Origin of the sequence: Nocardia pseudovaccinii NBRC 100343 (assembly GCF_001613225.1) — a bacterium.
Lineage (GTDB): Bacteria > Actinomycetota > Actinomycetes > Mycobacteriales > Mycobacteriaceae > Nocardia > Nocardia pseudovaccinii.
In genome coordinates this window covers 11,208-30,408 of record NZ_BDBY01000135.1, presented here as the reverse complement: position 1 = coordinate 30,408, position 19,201 = coordinate 11,208, and the positions used below count along the sequence as shown (strand labels likewise).

The following is a 19,201-nucleotide window of genomic DNA, read 5'->3' as shown; positions in this document are numbered from 1 at the left end:
ATCGTCGACTTGCTCGCCACCTCTTGCGCCCGTGCGACCGCGCTTGTACGGTTAAGAAACCGCCGATGTTTTAAGAGTCTCGTGCGTGGTCGATGTGATCCAGTGCATGAGGCGAGGCCGAGATAGCGCCGAGCGCAGGCTCGACGAACTGGGAGCACATTGATGAGCAAGCACACTGTCGTGACTTTCATGGACCACCCATTCGATTACTTCGACGAGTCCGTGACGAAAATGCACAGCCTTCCCCGCGCGGAACTCGAGGAATTGCAGCGCGAGGCGATGATGCTGCGGTTCGCGCAGCACCGCGAGGGCATCGAGATGGTGCGCAAACTGGCCGACCGGCTCGGCATCAGTACGGTCGAGAAGTTCAATGACGTTGTGCCGCTGATGTTCTCGCACACCACCTACAAGTCCTATCCGCCGGCGCTGATCGACAACAAGCGCTTCGATCTGATGACCCGCTGGCTGGCCAAGGTCACCACCCACGATCTGTCCAGGGTGGATGCCTCGGGCGCGCAGTCCATCGACGAGTGGCTCGAGGCCGTGGAGTCCGCCAGCAAGCTGCAGGTGATCACCTCGTCGGGCACAACCGGAACGCTCTCGATCATCCCCAAGGACGAGCTCACCACCGTTGAGGGCATGCAGGTCTGGCGCGCGACGCTGTTCCAGCAGTTCGGACAGGAGCCGACCGAGGACCAGCTCGATCCCGTCGTCGATGTGATCTGGCCGAACTACAGCGGCGGCCGGGTGGGCCACACTCGGGTGGTGCCGTGGATCAAACTCGAGTTCACCGGCGGTGACGAGAGCCGGTTCCACGCCCTGTATTCCGGCCATCTCGACACCGACATGATGTTCCTGGCGGCGAAGATGCGGGCCGCCGCCGCCAAGGGCGAGCTGGATCGCCTGCAGATCGATCCGGCACTGGCCGCCCGCAAGGACGAGTTCATCGCCATGCAGCAGCGCGCGCCGCTCGAGGTGAGCGAGTTCCTGCAGCGGTTGACCAACCAGCTGCGGGGCAAGCGGGTGTTCATGTCCAGCACCTACAAGCTCATGTACGACCTGGCCTCGGCCGGGCTCGCGGAGGGCATTCGCGGTGCGTTCGCGCCGAATTCGGCGATCCAGACCGGCGGCGGGCGCAAGGCCGGTGACGTGCTGCCCGAGGGATTCATGGACGTCATCAGGGAGTTCTACGGCAACGAGGTGCAGGAGGGGTACGGGTTCTCCGAACACAACGGCATCCACGCCGCGTGCGCCGAGGGCCGTTATCACCTCCAGCCGTGGGTGATTCCGTATGTGCTCGACCCCGATACCAGCGAGCCGTTGCCACGCACCGGCCGCCAGACCGGACGGTTCGCGGTATATGACCTGGTCAACCAGAGCCATTGGGGCGGTGTGATCACCGGCGACGAGGTGACCGTCGACTGGTCACTCGAATGCCCGTGCGGGCGAACCACAATCGCTCTCGAGCACCACATCATCCGCTTCAGCGAGAAGCAGGGTGTCGACGACGACCGCATCTCGTGCGCGGCCAGCCATGAGGTCCACAACGAGGCCATCGATTTCCTGAAGGAGTTCCGGTCGTGAGCGCTTTCACCGTTCCGCTATTCATTCGCGGTGAGGTGATCACCGACGATCTGGTTTCGTTCGGCACCCGCCTCGAACACAGCTTCCAGGCGCCGGATCCGCACAAGTACGTCAACGCGCTGCCGCTGCGCAGTCCGGCGGATATGGCCGATCTGTACGCGTTGTCCTTCGAGGAGATCCTCGATCTGCTGGAGGAGCTCGGGAAGCATCTCGAGCTCGACCAGAACCCCTACATCCAGGAGGCGTACGAGGCGTCCATCCTGGCCAACCCGTTCCCTGAGTCGATCCTGCGCACCGGTTACGTCGGACTGCAGGCGATGTTCAGCCGCGAGTTCATTCGTGAGCTCGCCGAAACCTCGGTCGGCATCGAGTATCTCGAAGGCTGGGTGCCCCGCACCTCGCTCGATGGTCGCAATCTCCGGGTCCGCGCATTCGGCTCCCGCACGCTGCATATCGCCGCGGGCAATGGTGGACTTGTTTCGGCGGTCACCATCCTGCGTTCGGCGATCACGCGCAGTGACGTGATCATCAAGGCGCCGTCCAACGATCCGCTCACGGCAATGGCCATCGCGCGCACCCTGCGCGATATCGCCCCCGACCACCCGATTACCGAACACCTGTCGGTCGGCTACTGGAAGGGCGGCGATACCGCCTTCGAGGAGCAGCTCTACAAGCCCGAGCACATCGAGAAGATCGTCGCCTGGGGCGGTTTCGCCTCGGTCAAGCACGTGACGAAGTACATCCAGCCGGGGCTGGAACTGATTTCGCTCGATCCCAAGCGCAGCGCGACCATCATCGGATCCGAGGCGTTCGAGAGCGAGGACACCTTGCGCGAGGTTGCCGTGCGCGCGGCCTGCGACGTCGGGGCGGGCAATCAGGAGGGTTGCGTCAATGCCCGGGTCATCTATCTGCTCAGCGGCACCGACGAGCAGGGACTGGAACGGGCGAACCGACTCGGTGAACTCATCTACGAATCGATGCTGCAGCTGCCCGAATCGCTGAGCACCAAGCCGAAGGTCGTCAACCGCACGCTACTCGAACATGTCGAGGGGTCGCGGCTGAACGACGACTGGTACCGCGTCTACGGCGGTGAGAACAGCGAGGGCGCGATCGTCGTATCCCAGCTCGACGAACCGGTGCACTATTCGATGATGCTGTCCGGGCGGGTGGCCAATATCGTCCCGGTCGACAGCATCGACAAGGTGACCGACGCGGTCAACGCCTATACCCAGACGATCGGAATCTATCCCGAGTCGCTGAAAACCGAACTGCGCGATCGGCTTCCGCTGTTCGGCGCGCAACGACTCACCTCTTTGGGCTATGCCGCCAGTGTCAACTTCACGATTCCACAGGACGCGATGGAACCGGTACGGCGGATGTGCAAATGGATCGTCGACGAACAGTGCGATCCACAGCAGGTGTTCCCGCTGTGGCAAGCCTCGGATCTGGTGAGGTGACCGATGACAACGACAGCTACTACCACCCCGCCTGAGGGTGTCGAACCAGTCGACACCGGACGGCTCGACGGCGCCTCCGGGCCGCGGATCATCGCGGTGCTCGCGGCCATCGTGCTGCTCACCGAGACCTCGGCATTCCAGACCGTCATGGTCGGCGCGGCGCTGCAGAAGATGACGACAACGTTTTCGACGGTCGGTTCCGATATCAACTGGGCGATCATCATCACCGGCATCATCGGGGCCGCCGCGACGCCGGTGCTTGGCAAGCTGAGTGACGTGTGGGGCAAGAAGCGCGTCTACCTGGTCTGCGGCGGGTTGTTCCTGCTCGGCAGCCTGCTCGATGCGATGACCTCCAGCTGGACATTGTTCCTGGTGGGCCGTGGCCTACAGGCATTCGCGACCGCCACCCTTGTGCTGTCCTACGGACTCGTTCGAGATCTTTTGCCGCGCAAGTATTCAGCGCTCGGCCTCGGTGTGGTCGCGGGCGGTGTCGGAGTCTCGGGGCTGCTGGGGCCGATCATCGCGGGCGCATTGGTGGACCATTTCCAATGGCGCGCACTGTTCTGGTTCCTGGTTGCCTACACCGCGGCGGTGATGGTGTTGTTCGCGGTCGTTGTTCCGGAGTCCAAGCTGCGAGTGCGTGAGCGGATCCAGCCCTTCGGCATCATCATGTTGTCCGCGGGCACCTTCGGTATCCTGCTGTATCTGTCCAAGGGACAGGATTGGGGTTGGGGCCGGGCCTCGGCGCTGGCCTGGGCCATCGGCGGAGCGGCGCTGATCGTGCTGTTCGTCGTGATCGAGTCCCGATCGAGCCGACCCGTCATGAACGTCAAGCTGCTGGCCCGGCCAGCGGTTGGTCTCACGATGCTGATGACGATGTTCGCCACAGGCATGCTCATGGTCGTGGCGACCGCGCTCGGTTACATGAGCCAGACGCCCAGTTCGGAGCAGCTGAAGCAGATGGTGGCGCAAGGTGCGGTCGACAAGGCACACGAGATGACCGGAATGAACTTGCCCCTTTCGGTGGTGCACGTGAGGCTCGATCCCACCTACCACTATGGCAGTGGCTTCGGAATGCTGTCGTTCGCAACCCATCTGGGGATCTGGGCGGGTGTGGTGAGCATGATATTCGGCCTGATCGCCGGTGTGCTCGCGCGCCGGATCGGCGCCCGGATCCCGGCGATCATCGCCTGTGTGGTGATGATCGGTGTGGGAATCGGCTTCGCGCTGGCCACACCGCATTACAGCTGGCAACTGTTCGGGGTACTCAACGCACTGTTCGGGATCGGTTTCGGATTGTTCTTCGCCGCCGCGTCCATCCTGATGGTCGATGCGCTGCCCGAGGAACAGCAGGGTATCGGATCCGGCATGCTCGGTGTGACCATGGGCATCGGGTCAGCGGTCGGGGCCGCCCTCATGGCCGCGTTCCAGTCGGGCAATCCGATCAATGCCGAGGTCAGCGCGATGGGTCGGGGCGCGACACAACCGATACCACAGGTTTTCGCCGACCAGGGCTATGTGCTCACCTTCTGGGTCATGTCCGGGTTGGCGCTGGTCTCGCTGATCATCGCGCTGATCATGCGCCACGGACGCAAGCCCAGTACGGCGGGAATCGTACACTAGCCATCCACAATTCGTCGTCCCGGCAGGCGGGTGCCGGGCCGGGACGACGAATTGTGTCGGACAGTGCTACGAGGCCGGTGTGGTGTCACCGGAATTCGCGTGCGCCGACGAATTCAGCTGGATCAGCAGGCTCGCGTGATCGAGGATGCAGCGCAGACCGTATTCGAAATTGCGGTCGTCCGGCGCACCCGATCGTAGGCCCTTGGCCATGGCCTCGGCGAGCAGCGGTGTCGTCTCGGGCTCGACCAGAATGCTGTCGTAGTACGCCCGGCCCTCCGCCTCCAGCTCCTGGTTCTTGTCGTAGAGCCGTTGTAGCACAACCGATCCGCGAATATGCAGATTGACCGCCGAGTAGATGTCGAAGGCCTGCTCGACCGATAGTCCCGCTTCGACCAGGCTGGCCACCGTCCGCTCCACCTGCTCGGCGCCCACCCGCCCGGCGTGCTGACTCAGCGCCGATCTGACCAGAATCAGATCGCACAGGATCGGGCTCGCCAGGAAGGTGCGCCGCATGGTCCGCGCGTGATTGCCCAGCGTCTCACGCCAATTGCTCGCTTCGACGGACGGGTAGGGCACGGCATACACATACAGTCGCAGCGCGCGGTCGGTCATCGCATTGAGCAGATCGTCCTTCTTGCGGAAGTACCAGTAGATACTGGTGACCCCGACATTGAGATGCTTACCCAGCAGAGGCATGCTCAGACCGTCGATCGAAACCTGTTGCGCGAGTTCGAAGGCGCCATCGATGATGTCCTCCGGATTCAGCGAGCCGCGTTCGCGTCGCTGCCGCCGCTCGACGGTGACCCGTTTCGCCATTGCTAACCTCCTGTGCCCCATGCCCCGGTGAAAACCGGCTCGCGTTTCTCGGCGAACGCGGCGAACGCCTCGATCACATCGGCGCCTGACAGGTTGATGGTCTGGGCGCGTGCCTCGTTGGCGAGCGCCTCGCGCATCGTCCGATCCGTTCCGTCGTTCAACAGCGCCTTGGTCTGCGCGAGTGCCAACGGCGGCCCCGCCGCCAGCCGCACCGCCAGCTCGTCGACGAACTTGTCGACAGCCTCGTCGGGTTGTATCCATGTCACGAGTCCGAGGGCGTGCGCTTCCTCGGCACCGATCATGTCGGCCAGCAATGCCAGGCGCTTGGCCTGCTGCATGCCGACGAGTTTGGGTAGCAGCCAGGAGCCTCCGCAATCCAGTGACAGCGCGCGCCGGGAGAAGATCTGGCAGAACCGTGCGTCGGGGGTGGCCACCACCAGATCGCACCCGAGCGCGAGATTCCACCCCGCGCCCGCCGCCACCCCGCGTACCTTCGCGACGGTGGGCACCGGCAGGTCGTGCAGTTGCTGCACGACCTCGTTGATGGTGCGCAACTCCCGGCTGGGATCGGGAAACTCGTCCATGCCCGCGGCATCGGAGATGTCGGCGCCCGAACAGAACGTGCCCGCGGACCCGGTCAGGACCACGGCGCGAACCTCACGACCGTGTGCGACCCGGCGCAACTGCTCGCGCAGCCCCGCCCACACCTCGCGGGTGAGCGCATTCTTACGGTGCGGGCGATTCAACGTCAGTGTCAGCACTGCACCCACTTGCTCGATGAGCAATACCGGTTCATCGGTCACAACATCGTCCTTTCATGTCCGGATCACGGGTTGGTCGGCACCGGGCCCGATGGCACCCCGGTCACGTAGGCGGGCAATGTCGTCAGCGCTGAATCCGGCTGCGGCCAGGACGGTTTCGGTGTGCTGCCCCAATGCGGGAATGGCCCCCATGGGCGGTTCGTATCCGGTGATGACGGGTGGCGGCAGCAGAGTGGGTACCGGACCGGCGGGCGTATCGATCGGCCGCCAACGTCGGCGGGCCGCGAGATGCGGATGGGCGACCACATCGGTGGGGGTGTTGTAGCGGGCGTTCCCGATTCCGGCGGCGTCGGCGCACAGCTGGACAGTGGCCAGGTCGTGCCGCGCGCACCACTGCGCGATCGTTGCATCGAGTTCGCCCCGGTGGCGCACCCGTCCGGCATTGGTGGTGAATCGCGGATCATCGGCGAGATCGGGCCGGTCGAGAATGTCGCGGGCCAGGCGCTGCCATTCTCGGTTGTTCGTCGTGCCGAGTACCACGGTGTGGCCGTCGCCGGTGGGATAGGCGCCGTAGGGGGCGACCGCCGGGGAACTCATGCCGAGCGGCTGCTGATCGATTCCGGTGTGCCGGGTGTAGTTGAGCGCGTACCCCATCAATTCGGCCGCCGTATCGAACAGGCTCACCGACGCCGCGGTGGGTTTCGCCGCGGGCCCGCCCGGCGCTCGTCTGCCGCAGAGCATCGCCACGATCGTCAACGCCGCGTACAGGCCCGAGCACACATCGGCGATCGGCGGACCGGGTTTGGCGGGGGCATTTGGGAATCCGGTGACCGCGCAGACCCCCGATTCGGCCTGAATCAGCAGGTCATAGGCTCTCTTATCGGACAGCGGCCCGCCGGGGCCGTAGCCGTCGATCTCCATGGCGATCAGGTCCGGATGCCGCACCGCCAGATCATCTGCGGCCAAGCCGAGTGCGGCCGTCGCACCCGGTGCCAGATTGGAGACGAATACGTCGGCCGATTCCAGCAACCGGTGCAGAACCGCTTGTCCCTCCGGATCTTTGAGATCGAGAGTCACCGATTCCTTGCCGCGGTTCACCCACACGAAATGCGCGGCGAGGCCGTTGACCACATCGTCGTAGTCGCGCGCGAAATCGCCGCCGCGCGGATTCTCGATCTTGATCACCCTGGCCCCGAAATCGGCCAGGGTACGGGTGCACATGGGTGCGGACACGGCCTGCTCCAGCGCCACGACGGTGACTCCAGCGAGTGGGCCCGCAGTCGGATCGGCCATCACATCACCAGGCCACCGTCCACCGGCAGTACCTGACCGGTGATGTAGGAGGCGGCGTCGGAGGCGAGAAATACGAAGGCCCCCGCAACCTCGTCTGGTTCGGCCCACCGGCGCATCGGAATTCGATTCAGCATCTGTTCGGCGAACTTCGGATCGGTGCGGATCTTGGCCGTCATGGCGGTGGCGGCCGCGGGCGCCAGCGCATTGACGGTGATCTGCTTGCGCGCCAACTCACGAGCCAGCGATTTGGTCAACCCGACGATGGCGGACTTCGCGGCCGAGTAGTTGACCTGCCCGAGTGCCCCGGCCAGACCGGCCGACGAGGTCACGTTGATGATGCGGCCGGTGCCGTCGGTGGGCAGATATTCCAGCGCCGCCTTCGCGCAACGGAACGCACCGAGCACGTGGATGTCCAGTAGCAGCTGCACTGACTCCTCGGTGGTATTACCGAACATCGCCGGTGCCGTGACCCCGGCGTTGTTGACCACGATATGCAAAGTGCCCCCGGCCAATTCGGCTGCCGCGGCGACAGCGGCATCGGCGGCCCGGGAGTACCGGACATCCAGGGCGGTGCTCGCGGCCCGCCCGCCGTTGGCAACGATCTTTTCCACCGTTGTCGCGGCTGCCGCTGCGTCGAGATCGGTGACCAGCACTGCCGCGCCCTGCTCTGCCAGCGCGGCGGCGACGGCCGCACCTATGCCGCCGCCGGCGCCAGTGACCAGTGCCGCGCGCCCGGACAGATCGAAGCGGGTTCGATTCTGTTGCGGCTCAGGCGATGACATCGAAAGTCGCCGGGAGTGTGTTGGGCGAGCGGAACGGCTGGCCGAAGATATGCGGATCGCCCTCTGCCTCCAGGGTGAATCCGGTGAGGCGGCTCAGCAGGGCCTCCATGGCGACTCGGGTCTCCATCCGGGCCAGGTGCAGGCCGAGACAGGTGTGCGCACCGGCGGTGAAGCTGATGTGCGGAATGTGGGTCCGGAAGATATCGAATTCCTCCGGTCGCTCCCAGCGGGTCTCGTCGCGGTTGGCCGAGCCCAGGCATAGATCGAGCACCGCGCCCTGCGGAATGGCGACGCCTTCCAGTTCGGCGTCCTCGGTCACGTATCGCTGCACCAGTGTGAGCGGCGTTTCGTAGCGCAGCCCTTCCTCGACGGCCTGGGCGATCAGGTCGTGGTTGCGCTGCACCGCCTCGAATTGTTCTGGGTGCGTGAGCAATAGGTACAGCAGATTTCCCGACGACCGATACGTGGTTTCGAGTCCGGCGGGCAGCAGCAGCCGCAGGAACGAGTAGATGGCCTCCTCGGTCAGCTTCTCCCCGTCGACCTCGGCGGTCACCAGATCGCCGATGATGTCGTCGGTGGGTTCGGACCGCCGCTGTTCGATGTGCCTGAGAAAGTATTCTTTCAGGTCGTTGGAAGCCTGCAGCGCCTGCGGAACCTTGTTGGCGTAGCTGATGATCGACACTGCCGCCGCGCGGAAGAAGGGCAGATCTTCTTCGGGGAGTCCGAGCAGGCGTGCGATGACACGGGTGGGGAATTCGAAGGTGAATTCCTTGACGAGGTCGGCGCTGCCGCGCTCGGCGAACTCGTCGATGAGCGCGTTGCAGATCGGCCGGACGATCTCCGGTTCCCATCGCAGCAGTGATTGCGGCTTGAATGCCGTGGCCACCAGATTCCGGTGCGCCCGATGCTGTTTGCCGTCCATGGCCAGAATGGTCGGGCCCATGAACACACCGATCGTGGAATCGTAGAGCTTGGAACTGAATACCCGACTGTTGCGCAATGCGGTGCTCACCGCCGGGTAGGAGACGGCGGCATAGCTGTCCGAAGGGCGCAGCGATTCCGGGGTCCGGGAATAGTCCATGACCGTTCCGTGGAAGACGCCACCGTCGCGCCGTTTGGCGGCGAAGAACGGGTAGGGGTCACGCAGGTCGAGGGCTTCTTCGGCCGATTGGTCTCGAACAGGGATATCCACAGCTCACCTCTACGTCGTCAGAGCGGTCGGCACCTTACCGGTACAAGCTACTGTAATATATACAGTATAGCCGTATCGACAGCATGTCGGGCTGGCGGAGATTGTTATTTCGACAGGTCCTCGGCTACAGCTGAATGGGCGCCCCCGCGACCAGCGGCGCGACGAATCCGCCGTCTACGTGGATGTCCTGTCCGTTGATCCAGCGTGCCTGCGGTGAGCCGAGGAAGGCGATCACGGGCACGATGTCGTCCACGGTGGCATGCCTGCCGATCGTCGCCTTGACGGTGTCGAGGACGTCCTTGCCCATCGACGCCTCGAAGTCGGCCAGGATCGGCGTCTCGGTCGGTCCCGGACTCACGGTATTCACCCGGATTCCGTACTTCTGCCATGCCGTCGGCGCCAGCCGCTTCGTGTAGATGATCGCGGCCTGCTTCGATGTGCTGTACACCGGATAGGACGGATCTTGGCTCTGCTGCCAGCGCTCGACGGCTTCGGCGTCGGTCGCGGCGAGCAGCCCGGCCAGCTCGTCCATGCGCTGCTGCCAGCCGAGGGCCGCTACCGAGGCGACTGTGACGATCGCGCCGCCCTGCCGCAGTCGCGGCAGCATCCCCTCGACCGTCAGCCGCATACCGAGATAGTTCACTTTCAGAACGTCTGCGGCGGGTGCCGTGCCGGGTACACCGGCGATGTAGGCCAGCAGATCCCAGTCCGGACCGATCCGGTCCAGCAGCGCCGTGATCGCGGCGGCGTCGCGCAGGTCGCACTGTTCATGCTGCGCGGCCGGGGTTTCGTTGGGGCGCAGATCCACCGCGAGCACGTGGTCGCCGTTGTCGTGGAAGTGGCTGGCGGTCGCGGCGCCGATTCCCGATCCGGCGCCTACCACCACGATTCTGCGTTGCCCGGAGTCCATGAATACCACCGTTCCGCTGCACGGATGTGCGTTATAGAATGCTTGACAGTAAGGGTAACTATAAATCAGGCTGTTGGCCGATACAAACGATCTGGGACGCGGTGCGCCCGCCGGATCGGACCCGTATGAAGACGGATGGAACGGAAGTCCCGCTGATGAGCATGCCGATCGTCGACGAAGCCGCCAATGTTCTCGCGGACCCGACCGCGTATACCGACGAGGCACGATTGCACGGCGCGCTCACCGCGCTGCGGGCGAAGGCTCCGGTATCGCTGGTCGACGTGCCTGCGTACAAGCCGTTCTGGGCGATCACCAAGCATGCCGACATCATGGCGATCGAGCGGGCCAACCGGCTGTTCACGAACTGGCCTCGACCGGTGCTCATGACAGCCGAATCGGATGACATGCAGGCGGCGGCCGGAATTCGCACGCTGATCCATATGGATGAGCCGCAGCACCGGGTCGTGCGCGCTATCGCCGCGGACTGGTTCAGCCCGAAAGCTATGAAGGCACTGGGTGATCGGATCGAACAACTGGCCAAACGCTACGTCGACAAGATGCGCGATGCCGGTGGGGAATGCGACTTCGTTCAGGAGGTTGCGGTGAATTTCCCGCTGTATGTGATCATGTCGCTGCTCGGCGTCCCCGAGGCCGATTTTCCGCGGATGCTGAAGCTCACGCAGGAATTGGTCGGCAGCGACGACGCCGAATTGCAGCGCAGCACACCGACGGACGAGAAGATGAACTCGCTGCTGGAAATGTTCGCGTACTTCCAGCATCTGACCGCGTCCTGGCGGGAGAATCCCACCGGAGACCTCGGATCCACGATCGCCAATGCGCGTATCGACGGCGAACCGCTCTCGGATGTCGACACCATGTCCTACTACGCCATCATCGCAACGGCCGGGCACGACACCACCAGCAGCAGCATTTCCGGTGGCGTGCGCGCGCTGATCGAGCATCCCGATCAGCGTGAACGGCTGCGTTCCGATCTGGATCTGATGCCGCAGGCGACCGAGGAGATCATCCGCTGGGTCACCCCGGTCAAGGCATTCATGCGGACCGCCGCCGAGGACACCACGGTCCACGATGTGCCCATCGCGGCCGGGGAATCGGTACTGCTGTCCTACGTTTCGGCCAATCGTGACGAGGATGCCTTCGATGGCCCGTTCCGCTTCGATATCGAGCGGGAGCCCAATAAGCACGTCGCATTCGGATTCGGCGTGCACTTCTGCCTCGGCGCCGGGCTGGCCCGGATGGAGATCAATAAATTCCTCACCGAACTGCTGCCGCGGTTGCGCTCGATCGAGCTCAACGGTGTGCCCGAACTCAGTGCGACCACATTCGTGGGCGGGCTCAAACATCTTCCGATTCGCTACTCCCTGATGTGACCGGAACGCCAGACTCGAATCGACGAACGATCAATGCGGATTAGGACGTAGCGATGACGAATGCCCAGACCTGGGACGAAACCCTAGAAGACCTCGGGCGCCGCCGTGCGCGCGCACAGGCCATGGGCGGGCCCGAACGGGTCGCAAAACATCGCGGCAAGGGCAAGCTCGACGCCAGGGCGCGCATCGAGCGGCTGCTCGATCCCGGTACCTTCCACGAATTCGGCACCCTGGTCGGTGGTGCGGTCGCCGCCGACGCGGTCGTGACCGGTTCCGGACTGATCGACGGCGCGCCCGTGATGGTAGGCGCCGAGGATTTCACGACCCTGGCGGGCAGCATCGCGCCGGGCAGCAATTCCAAACGCTACCGGCTGGCCGAACTCGCGCTGCGCAATAAGGTGCCGCTGATAATGCTGTTGGAGGGTGCGGGATTTCGGCCCACCGGCGACCATTACGGTCGCACGCCGACCGATTTGCTGGCTCAGGCTCGATGCTCCGGCCGGGTGCCGATGGTCACCGGGGTGCTCGGCCCCTCGGCCGGACACGGTGCGCTGATCGCTCCGGTGGCCGATTTCGCGATCATGAGCCGCCAGGGCGCGATCTTCACCGCCGGGCCGCCGGTAGTGAAAGTGTCTACGGGGGAAGACATTTCGAAGGAGGAGCTCGGCGGTCCGGATGTCGCGCTGCCGAGTGGTCTGATCCACAACCTCGGCGAAACCGACGAGGATGTGCTCGATGCGATCCGCCGCTACCTGTCGTATTTTCCGTCGAGTGCCTGGTCTTATCCACCAGCGCTGGTTCCCGACGAATCGGCCGGGCCACGGCCGACGCCGGAACTGCTCGACATTATCTCCCGCGACAACCGGCGCACCTACGATATGGGTGCGGTGCTCGATGTGGTCCTGGATCATTCCGACTGGTTCGAGGTGCAGCCCGACTTCGGCGAGGCGATCATCTGCGCGCTGGGTCACCTAGGCGGTCACCCGGTCGCGGTGGTGGCTAATCAGCCGCAGGTATTGGCCGGGTCGATCGATGCCGCCGCCGCCGATAAGGCCGCCCATTTCATCACCGTCGCGGACTCGTTCCACCTGCCGATCGTGTTCCTCGCCGACAATCCGGGCATGTTGCCGGGTAGCGAATCCGAGCAAGACGGCGTATTGCGCAGTGGCGCACGGATGTTCGTCGCACAAACGGCGGCAACGACACTGAAGCTGCATCTCACCTTGCGCAAGGCGTATGGATTCGGGTCCATGGTGATGTCGCTGATCGGATTCGACAGCCAGGTGGCCACCTTCGCGTACCCGGGCGCGACCATGGGCGCGATGAGCGCCGCCGCCCTGAGCAGTGCCTCGCACGCCGAGCAAGATCTCTCGGCCTCCCTGCGCGCCATGGAGCTGCAGGCGTCGTACCACTCGGCCGAGCATATGGGCTTCGACGAACTCATCCGTCCCGAGGAGACACGCAACGCGCTGCTGCTGTCACTGCAGCGGGGGATCCATGCCCGGCAGGCCGCCGCCGAACCGGTTTCTCGCACGGTCATCGTGCCGTGATCGATGCCGGTACGGGGGCGCCGGACATGTGGGCGGCGCCTTTCGGTGTCCGCCAAAGATATTGCGGATCAGTGTGTTTCGGCGGCAGCGCTGGCGGCGCGCCCGAGGAATGCGGCCACCACGCCACCGTCTACCAGCAGGTCGGTGCCGGTGACGAAGGCCGCGTCCGGGCCGAGCAGGAAGGCCGCCGCGGCGGCGATATCGTCCGGAGTGCCTGCTCGCTCGGCCGCCGACATGCCGATCATGGCGCGCATCCCGTCGCCGGTGGCCGCCGAGGACAATTCCTGACGCCCCATCGCGGTGGAAATGATGCCGGGGCTGATGGAGTTGATCCGGGCGCCGCGCTCGCCCCATGCCACGCTCGCGACACGAACCTGTAAATGATTGGCCCGCTTGGCGATTGCGTAGGCCAAGCCCGGCTCGGTCAGTACGTCCGGGGCCAGGGCGGGCAGATTCAGCAACTCGTCGGTCGGCGTGGTGGCCAGCGCGGCCTCCAGATCCGCGGGCAGGGTGCCCATATGTCCGCCCATGCTCGCGATGACCACACCGGCTCCGCCCGGTGCGACGACCTGACCGAATTCTTCCAGTACCAGGCCGACGCCGACGAGGTCCACCCGCAGGATCGCCGCCGTCGGCGCCTGTGCGGGGGATAGCCCGGCGGTGTGCACGATCTGGGTGACCGGTCCAAGGGACTCCGCCGTCTTCGCCAATTCGGCGACCGACTCGCGCGCGGAGACGTCGACGCTCGCGGCGATGACCGTATGACCGTCGTCCACCATGGCATCGGCGGCCGTCCGCAATGTGGTTTCGTCGAAATCCGCGAGCAGCACCTGTTTGCCACCGGCCTGCCGCCGCGCGATCGCCCGGCCCATTCCACCGGCGCCGATGACTACCACCACGTCACGAACCACGGTCATCTCCATTCGTGCGACCGGGCGCCTTCACCCGGTAATTGGATTCTCTGTGATGGTAACGCTCCTGCGCACCCGGTGCCCGTTGGCCTTCCTGAGTGCCCATTCTGGGCATACTCACGCGAAATCGGATCACTCGGCCGTGTACCTGCAAATGGTTTGCCCGCCCCGCGCCGGTGCGGACCGGTCGGGCAATACGTCTGGAGCGAAGGTCCGTCGTCACAATCTCCGGAAATTACATTCTCATGTACGAAAATGAAGTTATACTTCCGTGCGTGCTGGCGGCGGCGTCAGCTCAGGTGCCTGCTGGCGCACCTGGGCAAAATTCGAGCAATCCGCCAGGCGTCCATACTGTATTTATTACAGTACACAAGTTGGCACTCGAGATGAGGATTTCCATGCGTGATTCACTCCTTCGCGCGGCCGTGGCGTGCTGTGGTCCGGCGGTCATTGCGGCTGCGGTTCTGACCGGTTGTTCCGACGATTCGAGTGCCGTGGCATCGACGTCGGCCGCATCGTCCAGCGCCGCCACTGTGGCAGCTTCGGCTGATTCGGCGACCATCAAGGCCGTTACCGATGCGTATGTGACCTTCTTCAATGGCGGGGCGCCCGCGGACCAGCGGATCGCGGTCGTGGAGAAGGGGCAGGTCTTCGCGCCGGTGTTGCAGGCGCAGGCGGGCAACCCGCAGGCGCAGGGCATCTCGGTCACGGTGTCTGCGGTCAAGCCGGTCGACGCCACCCATGCCGATGTCACCTACACCCTGCTGATGGGAGGCAATCCGGTGCTGCCGGACCAAACCGGCCAGGCGATCAAGGATGGCGCGCAGTGGAAGGTCGCCGCGACGACATTCTGCGCCCTGCTGGCACTCCAGGGTGGTCAGTCCTCGGCCTGCTGACCGATCGTCGCGAACCCGGAGCGCGCGGGTGTCGGAACGAATGTTCCGGCACCCGGGCGCTTTGCTTTTTCGGCGGCTGATATCCGGATCCGGCCTTGGGTAGAGGCCTTGTGCAATGCGCTACCGATAGGTATACAGTAGACACATCTATTCGACCTGTGGCAGGTCGTTCGGTAGCAGGAGGTGGCATCCGGAATGGGCTGTCACGCCGCACTATTCGCCCAGATAGGACCGCGCCGCACGGCCGCGGGTTCCGTTGTCGTCGAAGCCGGTGTTGTGGCCGGCCACCGGACAGGTCGAAACGACCATCCGGCGAATTGAAAGGACGCTGATGACTGCGCTCGACTACAAGGCGATCGACGTCGACAACCATTACTACGAGCCGCTGGACGCGTTCACTCGGCACCTGGACAAGAAGTTCCGGCGTCGGGGTGTGCAGATCGTCCAGGATGGCAAGTACCACACGGCGATCATCGGCAACCGGGTGAACCGGTTCATTCCCAACCCGACCTTCAATCCGATCATCGTGCCGGGCTGCCTGGATCTGATCTTTCGCGGTCAGGTCCCCGAGGGCGTGGACCCGGCGACACTGATGCAGGTCGAGAGCCTGGAAATGCGGCCCGAATACCAGGATCGGGATGCGCGCGTGACCGTGCTCGACAAGCAGGGCATCGAAACGATCTTCATGTTCCCGACCTTCGGCTGCGGCGTGGAAGAGGCCCTCAGGGACGATGTCGAGGCGACGGCTGCGTCGTTGCACGCCTTCAACTTGTGGCTGGACGAGGATTGGGGTTTCGACCGGCCGGACCACCGGATCCTGTCGGCGCCGATGATCTCGCTGGCCGATCCGGCGGCCGCGGTCGCCGAGGTCGACTTCGTGCTGGCTCGTGGTGCGCGCGTCGTCCACATTCGGCCCGCCCCTGTGCCCGGTGTCGGCAAGCCGCGCTCGCTCGGTGATCGCTCGCACGATCCGGTGTGGGCGCGACTGGCGGAGGCGAATGTGCCCGTCGCATTCCACCTCGGCGACAGCGGATATCTGAAGATCGCCGCCATGTGGGGCGGTAAGGATACGTTCGAGCCGTTCGGGCCAGGGGATGCGCTGGACAAGATCGTCGTCGACGACCGCGCGATCCACGACACCATGGCCTCGCTGATCATCCACGGTGTATTCGATCGGCATCCGAAGCTGCGGGTAGCGAGTATCGAGAACGGCTCGGACTTCGTGCACCGGCTGGCCAAGCGGATGAAGAAGCTGGCCAATCAGTCGCCGCGCGCATTCCCGAACGATCCGGTCGACACCCTGCGCGAGCACGTGTGGGTCGCCCCGTACTACGAGGACGATCTGCCGCCGCTCGCGGAAAAGATCGGTGCCGAGCGCATTCTGTTCGGCTCGGACTGGCCGCACGGCGAGGGGCTGGCCGAGCCGGTTGCCTTCACCGACGAGCTGGCCGCCTTCGACGCGACCGACGTGCGAAAGATCATGCGCGACAACGCTCTGGAATTCCTGGGGCTGCCCGTCGCAGCCACCGCGTGAGATCGAGGCCGCGTTGACCGAATGGAGTGTCGGTGCCGTCTTCGACGCTGTCGCGGCGGCGGTGCCGGACCGGACGATGACCGTCTGCGGCGAGCGGCGCAGCACCTTCGGTGAGTCGGCGCCGCGCATCCGGAGGTTCGCCAATTTCGTTGCGGCACAGGGTTTCGGAGAGCACACGCCGCGGCACCGGCTCGACCGGTGGGAGTGCGGTCAGGACCGCATTGCCCTGCTCATGCGCAACGATCAGTATCTCGATGTGCTGCTCGGGTGTGTGCAGGCGCGCGTCGTCCCGGTGAATATCAACTATCACTACACCGCGCGCGAGATCCGGGAGCTGCTCGCGTATGTCCGGCCGCGCGGCATCGTCTACCACCGGTCGTTCGGACCGGTGGTAGCCGAGACCGCGCCGGACGACGTGGAACTGCTGATATCGGTCGACGACGGCAGCGACGCCACCGAACCGGAGGGCACGGTGGCATTCGAGGATGCCGTGCGCCTCGGGGACGCGGGCCGGGTCATCGCGACGACACCCGACGATCTGGTCATGCTGTGCACCGGCGGCACGACCGGACGGCCCAAGGGTGTGCTGTGGCGGCAGAGCGATCTGTATGTGTCATCGATGAACGGCGCCGACCACGACTCCGCCGGTCCGCTACGCGATCTCGCACGGATGACCGGGCAGGTCTGGTTCGCGGTGTCGCCGCTCTCGCACGCCGCGGGCATCATGACCGCGCTCGCGGGACTGCTGGCCGGGCAGACGATCGTCCTGTACGACGATCGCGATCCCTTCGATCCGCGCATCGCGCTGGAAACCGCGCAGCGTGAGAACGCCGCGCTGATGACGATCGTCGGTGACGCCTACGCCGGGCCGTTGGTACGCGAAATGCAAACGCGCCCTTACGATTTGTCGTCCTTGCTGGTCCTCGGGACCGGGGGAGCGGCGACCAACCCGCTGCACAAACGGCAACTGCTCGAGCTGCTGCCGCACGTCATGCTCGTCGAGGGTTATGGAGCCTCGGAGACCGGTGGTATGGCCTACGGGCGTAGTCGGCACGGCGCCGAGGTCGAGACGTTTGATCCAGGCCCCGGCGCGACCGCGGTGTCACCGGACCGCACCCGTTTTCTCGCGCCCGGTGACACCGAGATCGGGTGGGCGGCCAGAATCGGTCGGGTTCCCTTGGGCTATTTCGAAGACCGCGCGGCCACCGAGCGCACATTTCCGGAGATCGATGGTCAGCGCATGGCTATCCCCGGCGACCGGGCGAGCGTCGATGCCGACGGCACCCTCCGGTTGCTCGGCCGCGATTCGCTGGTCGTCAATACCGGCGGCGAGAAGGTTTTCGTCGAAGAGGTCGAGGAGGTGCTGCGGGCGCATCCGGGGATATTCGACGCATTGGTGGTGGGGCGGCCGAGTCATCGCTGGGGGCACGAGGTCGTCGCACTGGTGTGCCTTCGGGTGGGGGAGGAAATCACCGATGCGGCGCTGCGGCAGGTGTGCAAACTCGAGCTTGCCGGATTCAAGGTGCCGAAGGAATTCATTTTCGTAGCGGAGATCCGACGCCTCGGCAACGGTAAGCCTGATTACCGCTGGGCCGCGAAACGTGTGGTGCCGGGCGTCGCGGAGGAAATTGGGGCATGACTGTGCGCAAAGTAATCGACGGCCTGGTGAACGTGCATTTCGGTGAGCGCGACCAGCCGGATTGGATGCTGAAGGTCCGGGACGACTATTTCAAGGGTCCGGCGTCGTTGTACGCGCAAGTCGATCTCGCAGAATTGCTCGACGAGATGGATGAGCAGGGCGTCGAGAAGGCGGTCCTGATGTATTCGATGGCGAAACCGTCGAAGACCGCCCTGAAATTCGTCGAAGCGCGCCCGGACCGATTCGGTCTGGCCATCAACGGGGTCGATCTCCTGCATCCGATTCGGTCTCTGCGTGAACTCGATGCACTGGTCAAGGATCTTCCGGTGGTCTACACGACGGCCGGGCCGAGTTTCTGGGGCGACGGTCGTTATCCGCCGTCCGACGCGGTCTACTATCCGCTGTACTACAAATGTGCCGAGCTGGGTCTGCCATTGTGTATGAATACCGGAATACCGGGACCACCGATTCCGGGCGAGGTGCAGAATCCCATCTACCTGGATCGGGTGTGCTTCCGGTTCCCGGAGCTCCGGCTGTGCATGATCCACGGCGCCGATCCGTGGTGGGATATCGCGATCCGGTTGCTCATGAAATACGAGAATCTCCGGCTCATGACCTCGGCCTGGTCGCCTAAACGGCTGCCGGAAAGTTTAGTGCATTTCATGCGGACCCGGGGAAAGCAGAAGGTGATCTTCGGCTCGGATTGGCCGGTGCTTCGCATGAGCCGGGTGGTGCCGGAAGCGCTGGCGCTCGACCTCCCCGAAGACGTGCTGGACAACTATCTCTACAACAATGCACAGGAATTCTTTTTCGGTGACCGAGCGGTTGCCGGCTGAGCCGCGCGCGGAATGAGGAGCAAGGG

16 protein-coding genes are annotated in these 19,201 nt (G+C 64.6%); 9 read left to right on the top strand and 7 right to left on the bottom strand.

Annotation, left to right across the window (positions count from 1 at the left end):
* Positions 1-162 precede the first annotated feature (162 nt).
* From NP3_RS16195 to NP3_RS16185, 3 genes are read left to right on the top strand one after another with little or no spacing between them, the layout of a single operon-like run.
* On the top strand, positions 163-1,584 hold the full coding sequence (locus NP3_RS16195; RefSeq protein ID WP_063042169.1) for a long-chain-fatty-acid--protein ligase: 1,422 nt from the start codon (positions 163-165) through the stop codon (positions 1,582-1,584).
* On the top strand, positions 1,581-3,041 hold the full coding sequence (locus tag NP3_RS16190) for an acyl-CoA reductase (protein WP_063042167.1): 1,461 nt from the start codon (positions 1,581-1,583) through the stop codon (positions 3,039-3,041). Before NP3_RS16195 ends, NP3_RS16190 begins: the two co-directional genes overlap by 4 nt.
* Before the next feature lie 3 nt (positions 3,042-3,044).
* Positions 3,045-4,664: an MFS transporter gene (locus NP3_RS16185; protein ID WP_063042165.1), complete on the top strand. Its 1,620-nt coding sequence runs from the start codon at positions 3,045-3,047 to the stop codon at positions 4,662-4,664.
* A gap of 66 nt (positions 4,665-4,730) precedes the next feature.
* On the opposite strand, the gene NP3_RS16180 is transcribed toward NP3_RS16185, so the two are convergent.
* The 6 genes from NP3_RS16180 to NP3_RS16155 all read right to left on the bottom strand — a co-directional run bounded on the left by NP3_RS16180 (position 4,731) and on the right by NP3_RS16155 (position 10,418).
* Positions 4,731-5,480, bottom strand: a complete 750-nt coding sequence (locus tag NP3_RS16180) for a TetR/AcrR family transcriptional regulator C-terminal domain-containing protein (RefSeq protein WP_063042163.1) — start codon at positions 5,478-5,480, stop codon at positions 4,731-4,733.
* A gap of 2 nt (positions 5,481-5,482) precedes the next feature.
* The gene (locus NP3_RS16175) at positions 5,483-6,283 is read right to left on the bottom strand and encodes an enoyl-CoA hydratase/isomerase family protein (RefSeq protein ID WP_063042161.1); all 801 of its coding nucleotides are present in this window, start codon (positions 6,281-6,283) and stop codon (positions 5,483-5,485) included.
* A 12-nt stretch (positions 6,284-6,295) separates the two neighbouring features.
* Positions 6,296-7,534 carry a CaiB/BaiF CoA transferase family protein gene (locus NP3_RS16170; RefSeq protein WP_063042159.1) on the bottom strand — a complete coding sequence of 413 codons (1,239 nt, stop codon included), beginning with the start codon at positions 7,532-7,534 and terminating at the stop codon, positions 6,296-6,298.
* Positions 7,534-8,316, bottom strand: coding sequence for an SDR family NAD(P)-dependent oxidoreductase (locus tag NP3_RS16165; RefSeq protein ID WP_063042157.1), 783 nt, complete (start codon positions 8,314-8,316; stop codon positions 7,534-7,536). Before NP3_RS16165 ends, NP3_RS16170 begins: the two co-directional genes overlap by 1 nt.
* Complete coding sequence (locus NP3_RS16160) at positions 8,303-9,508, bottom strand: cytochrome P450 (RefSeq protein ID WP_063042155.1); 1,206 nt, start codon at positions 9,506-9,508, stop codon at positions 8,303-8,305. The genes NP3_RS16165 and NP3_RS16160 overlap by 14 nt, the downstream gene beginning before the upstream one ends.
* A 124-nt stretch (positions 9,509-9,632) precedes the next feature.
* Positions 9,633-10,418 (bottom strand): coniferyl-alcohol dehydrogenase, encoded by a 786-nt coding sequence (locus tag NP3_RS16155; protein WP_063042229.1) that lies wholly within the window; start codon positions 10,416-10,418, stop codon positions 9,633-9,635.
* 155 nt (positions 10,419-10,573) lie between these two features.
* On the opposite strand from NP3_RS16155, the gene NP3_RS16150 reads away from it, so the two are divergent.
* Together NP3_RS16150 and NP3_RS16145 are read left to right on the top strand one after the other, a co-directional pair.
* Positions 10,574-11,809: a cytochrome P450 gene (locus NP3_RS16150; RefSeq protein ID WP_063042227.1), complete on the top strand. Its 1,236-nt coding sequence runs from the start codon at positions 10,574-10,576 to the stop codon at positions 11,807-11,809.
* A 53-nt stretch (positions 11,810-11,862) separates the two neighbouring features.
* Complete coding sequence (locus NP3_RS16145; protein WP_063042153.1) at positions 11,863-13,359, top strand: acyl-CoA carboxylase subunit beta; 1,497 nt, start codon at positions 11,863-11,865, stop codon at positions 13,357-13,359.
* A 68-nt stretch (positions 13,360-13,427) separates the two neighbouring features.
* On the opposite strand, the gene NP3_RS16140 is transcribed toward NP3_RS16145, so the two are convergent.
* Positions 13,428-14,270, bottom strand: coding sequence for an SDR family oxidoreductase (locus NP3_RS16140; RefSeq protein ID WP_063042225.1), 843 nt, complete (start codon positions 14,268-14,270; stop codon positions 13,428-13,430).
* Between the two features lie 533 nt (positions 14,271-14,803).
* Between NP3_RS16140 and NP3_RS16135 the strand changes: the two genes are divergently transcribed.
* From NP3_RS16135 to NP3_RS16120, 4 genes are all read left to right on the top strand, one after another.
* Complete coding sequence (locus tag NP3_RS16135; RefSeq protein WP_245720962.1) at positions 14,804-15,166, top strand: MTB12 C-terminal domain-containing protein; 363 nt, start codon at positions 14,804-14,806, stop codon at positions 15,164-15,166.
* Positions 15,167-15,497: 331 nt separating this feature from the next.
* Complete coding sequence (locus tag NP3_RS16130; protein ID WP_063042149.1) at positions 15,498-16,700, top strand: amidohydrolase family protein; 1,203 nt, start codon at positions 15,498-15,500, stop codon at positions 16,698-16,700.
* A 13-nt stretch (positions 16,701-16,713) separates the two neighbouring features.
* Positions 16,714-18,339 carry an AMP-binding protein gene (locus NP3_RS16125; RefSeq protein WP_063042147.1) on the top strand — a complete coding sequence of 542 codons (1,626 nt, stop codon included), beginning with the start codon at positions 16,714-16,716 and terminating at the stop codon, positions 18,337-18,339.
* Positions 18,336-19,175, top strand: coding sequence for an amidohydrolase family protein (locus tag NP3_RS16120; protein ID WP_063042145.1), 840 nt, complete (start codon positions 18,336-18,338; stop codon positions 19,173-19,175). Before NP3_RS16125 ends, NP3_RS16120 begins: the two co-directional genes overlap by 4 nt.
* The last annotated feature ends 26 nt before the right edge of the window (positions 19,176-19,201 follow it).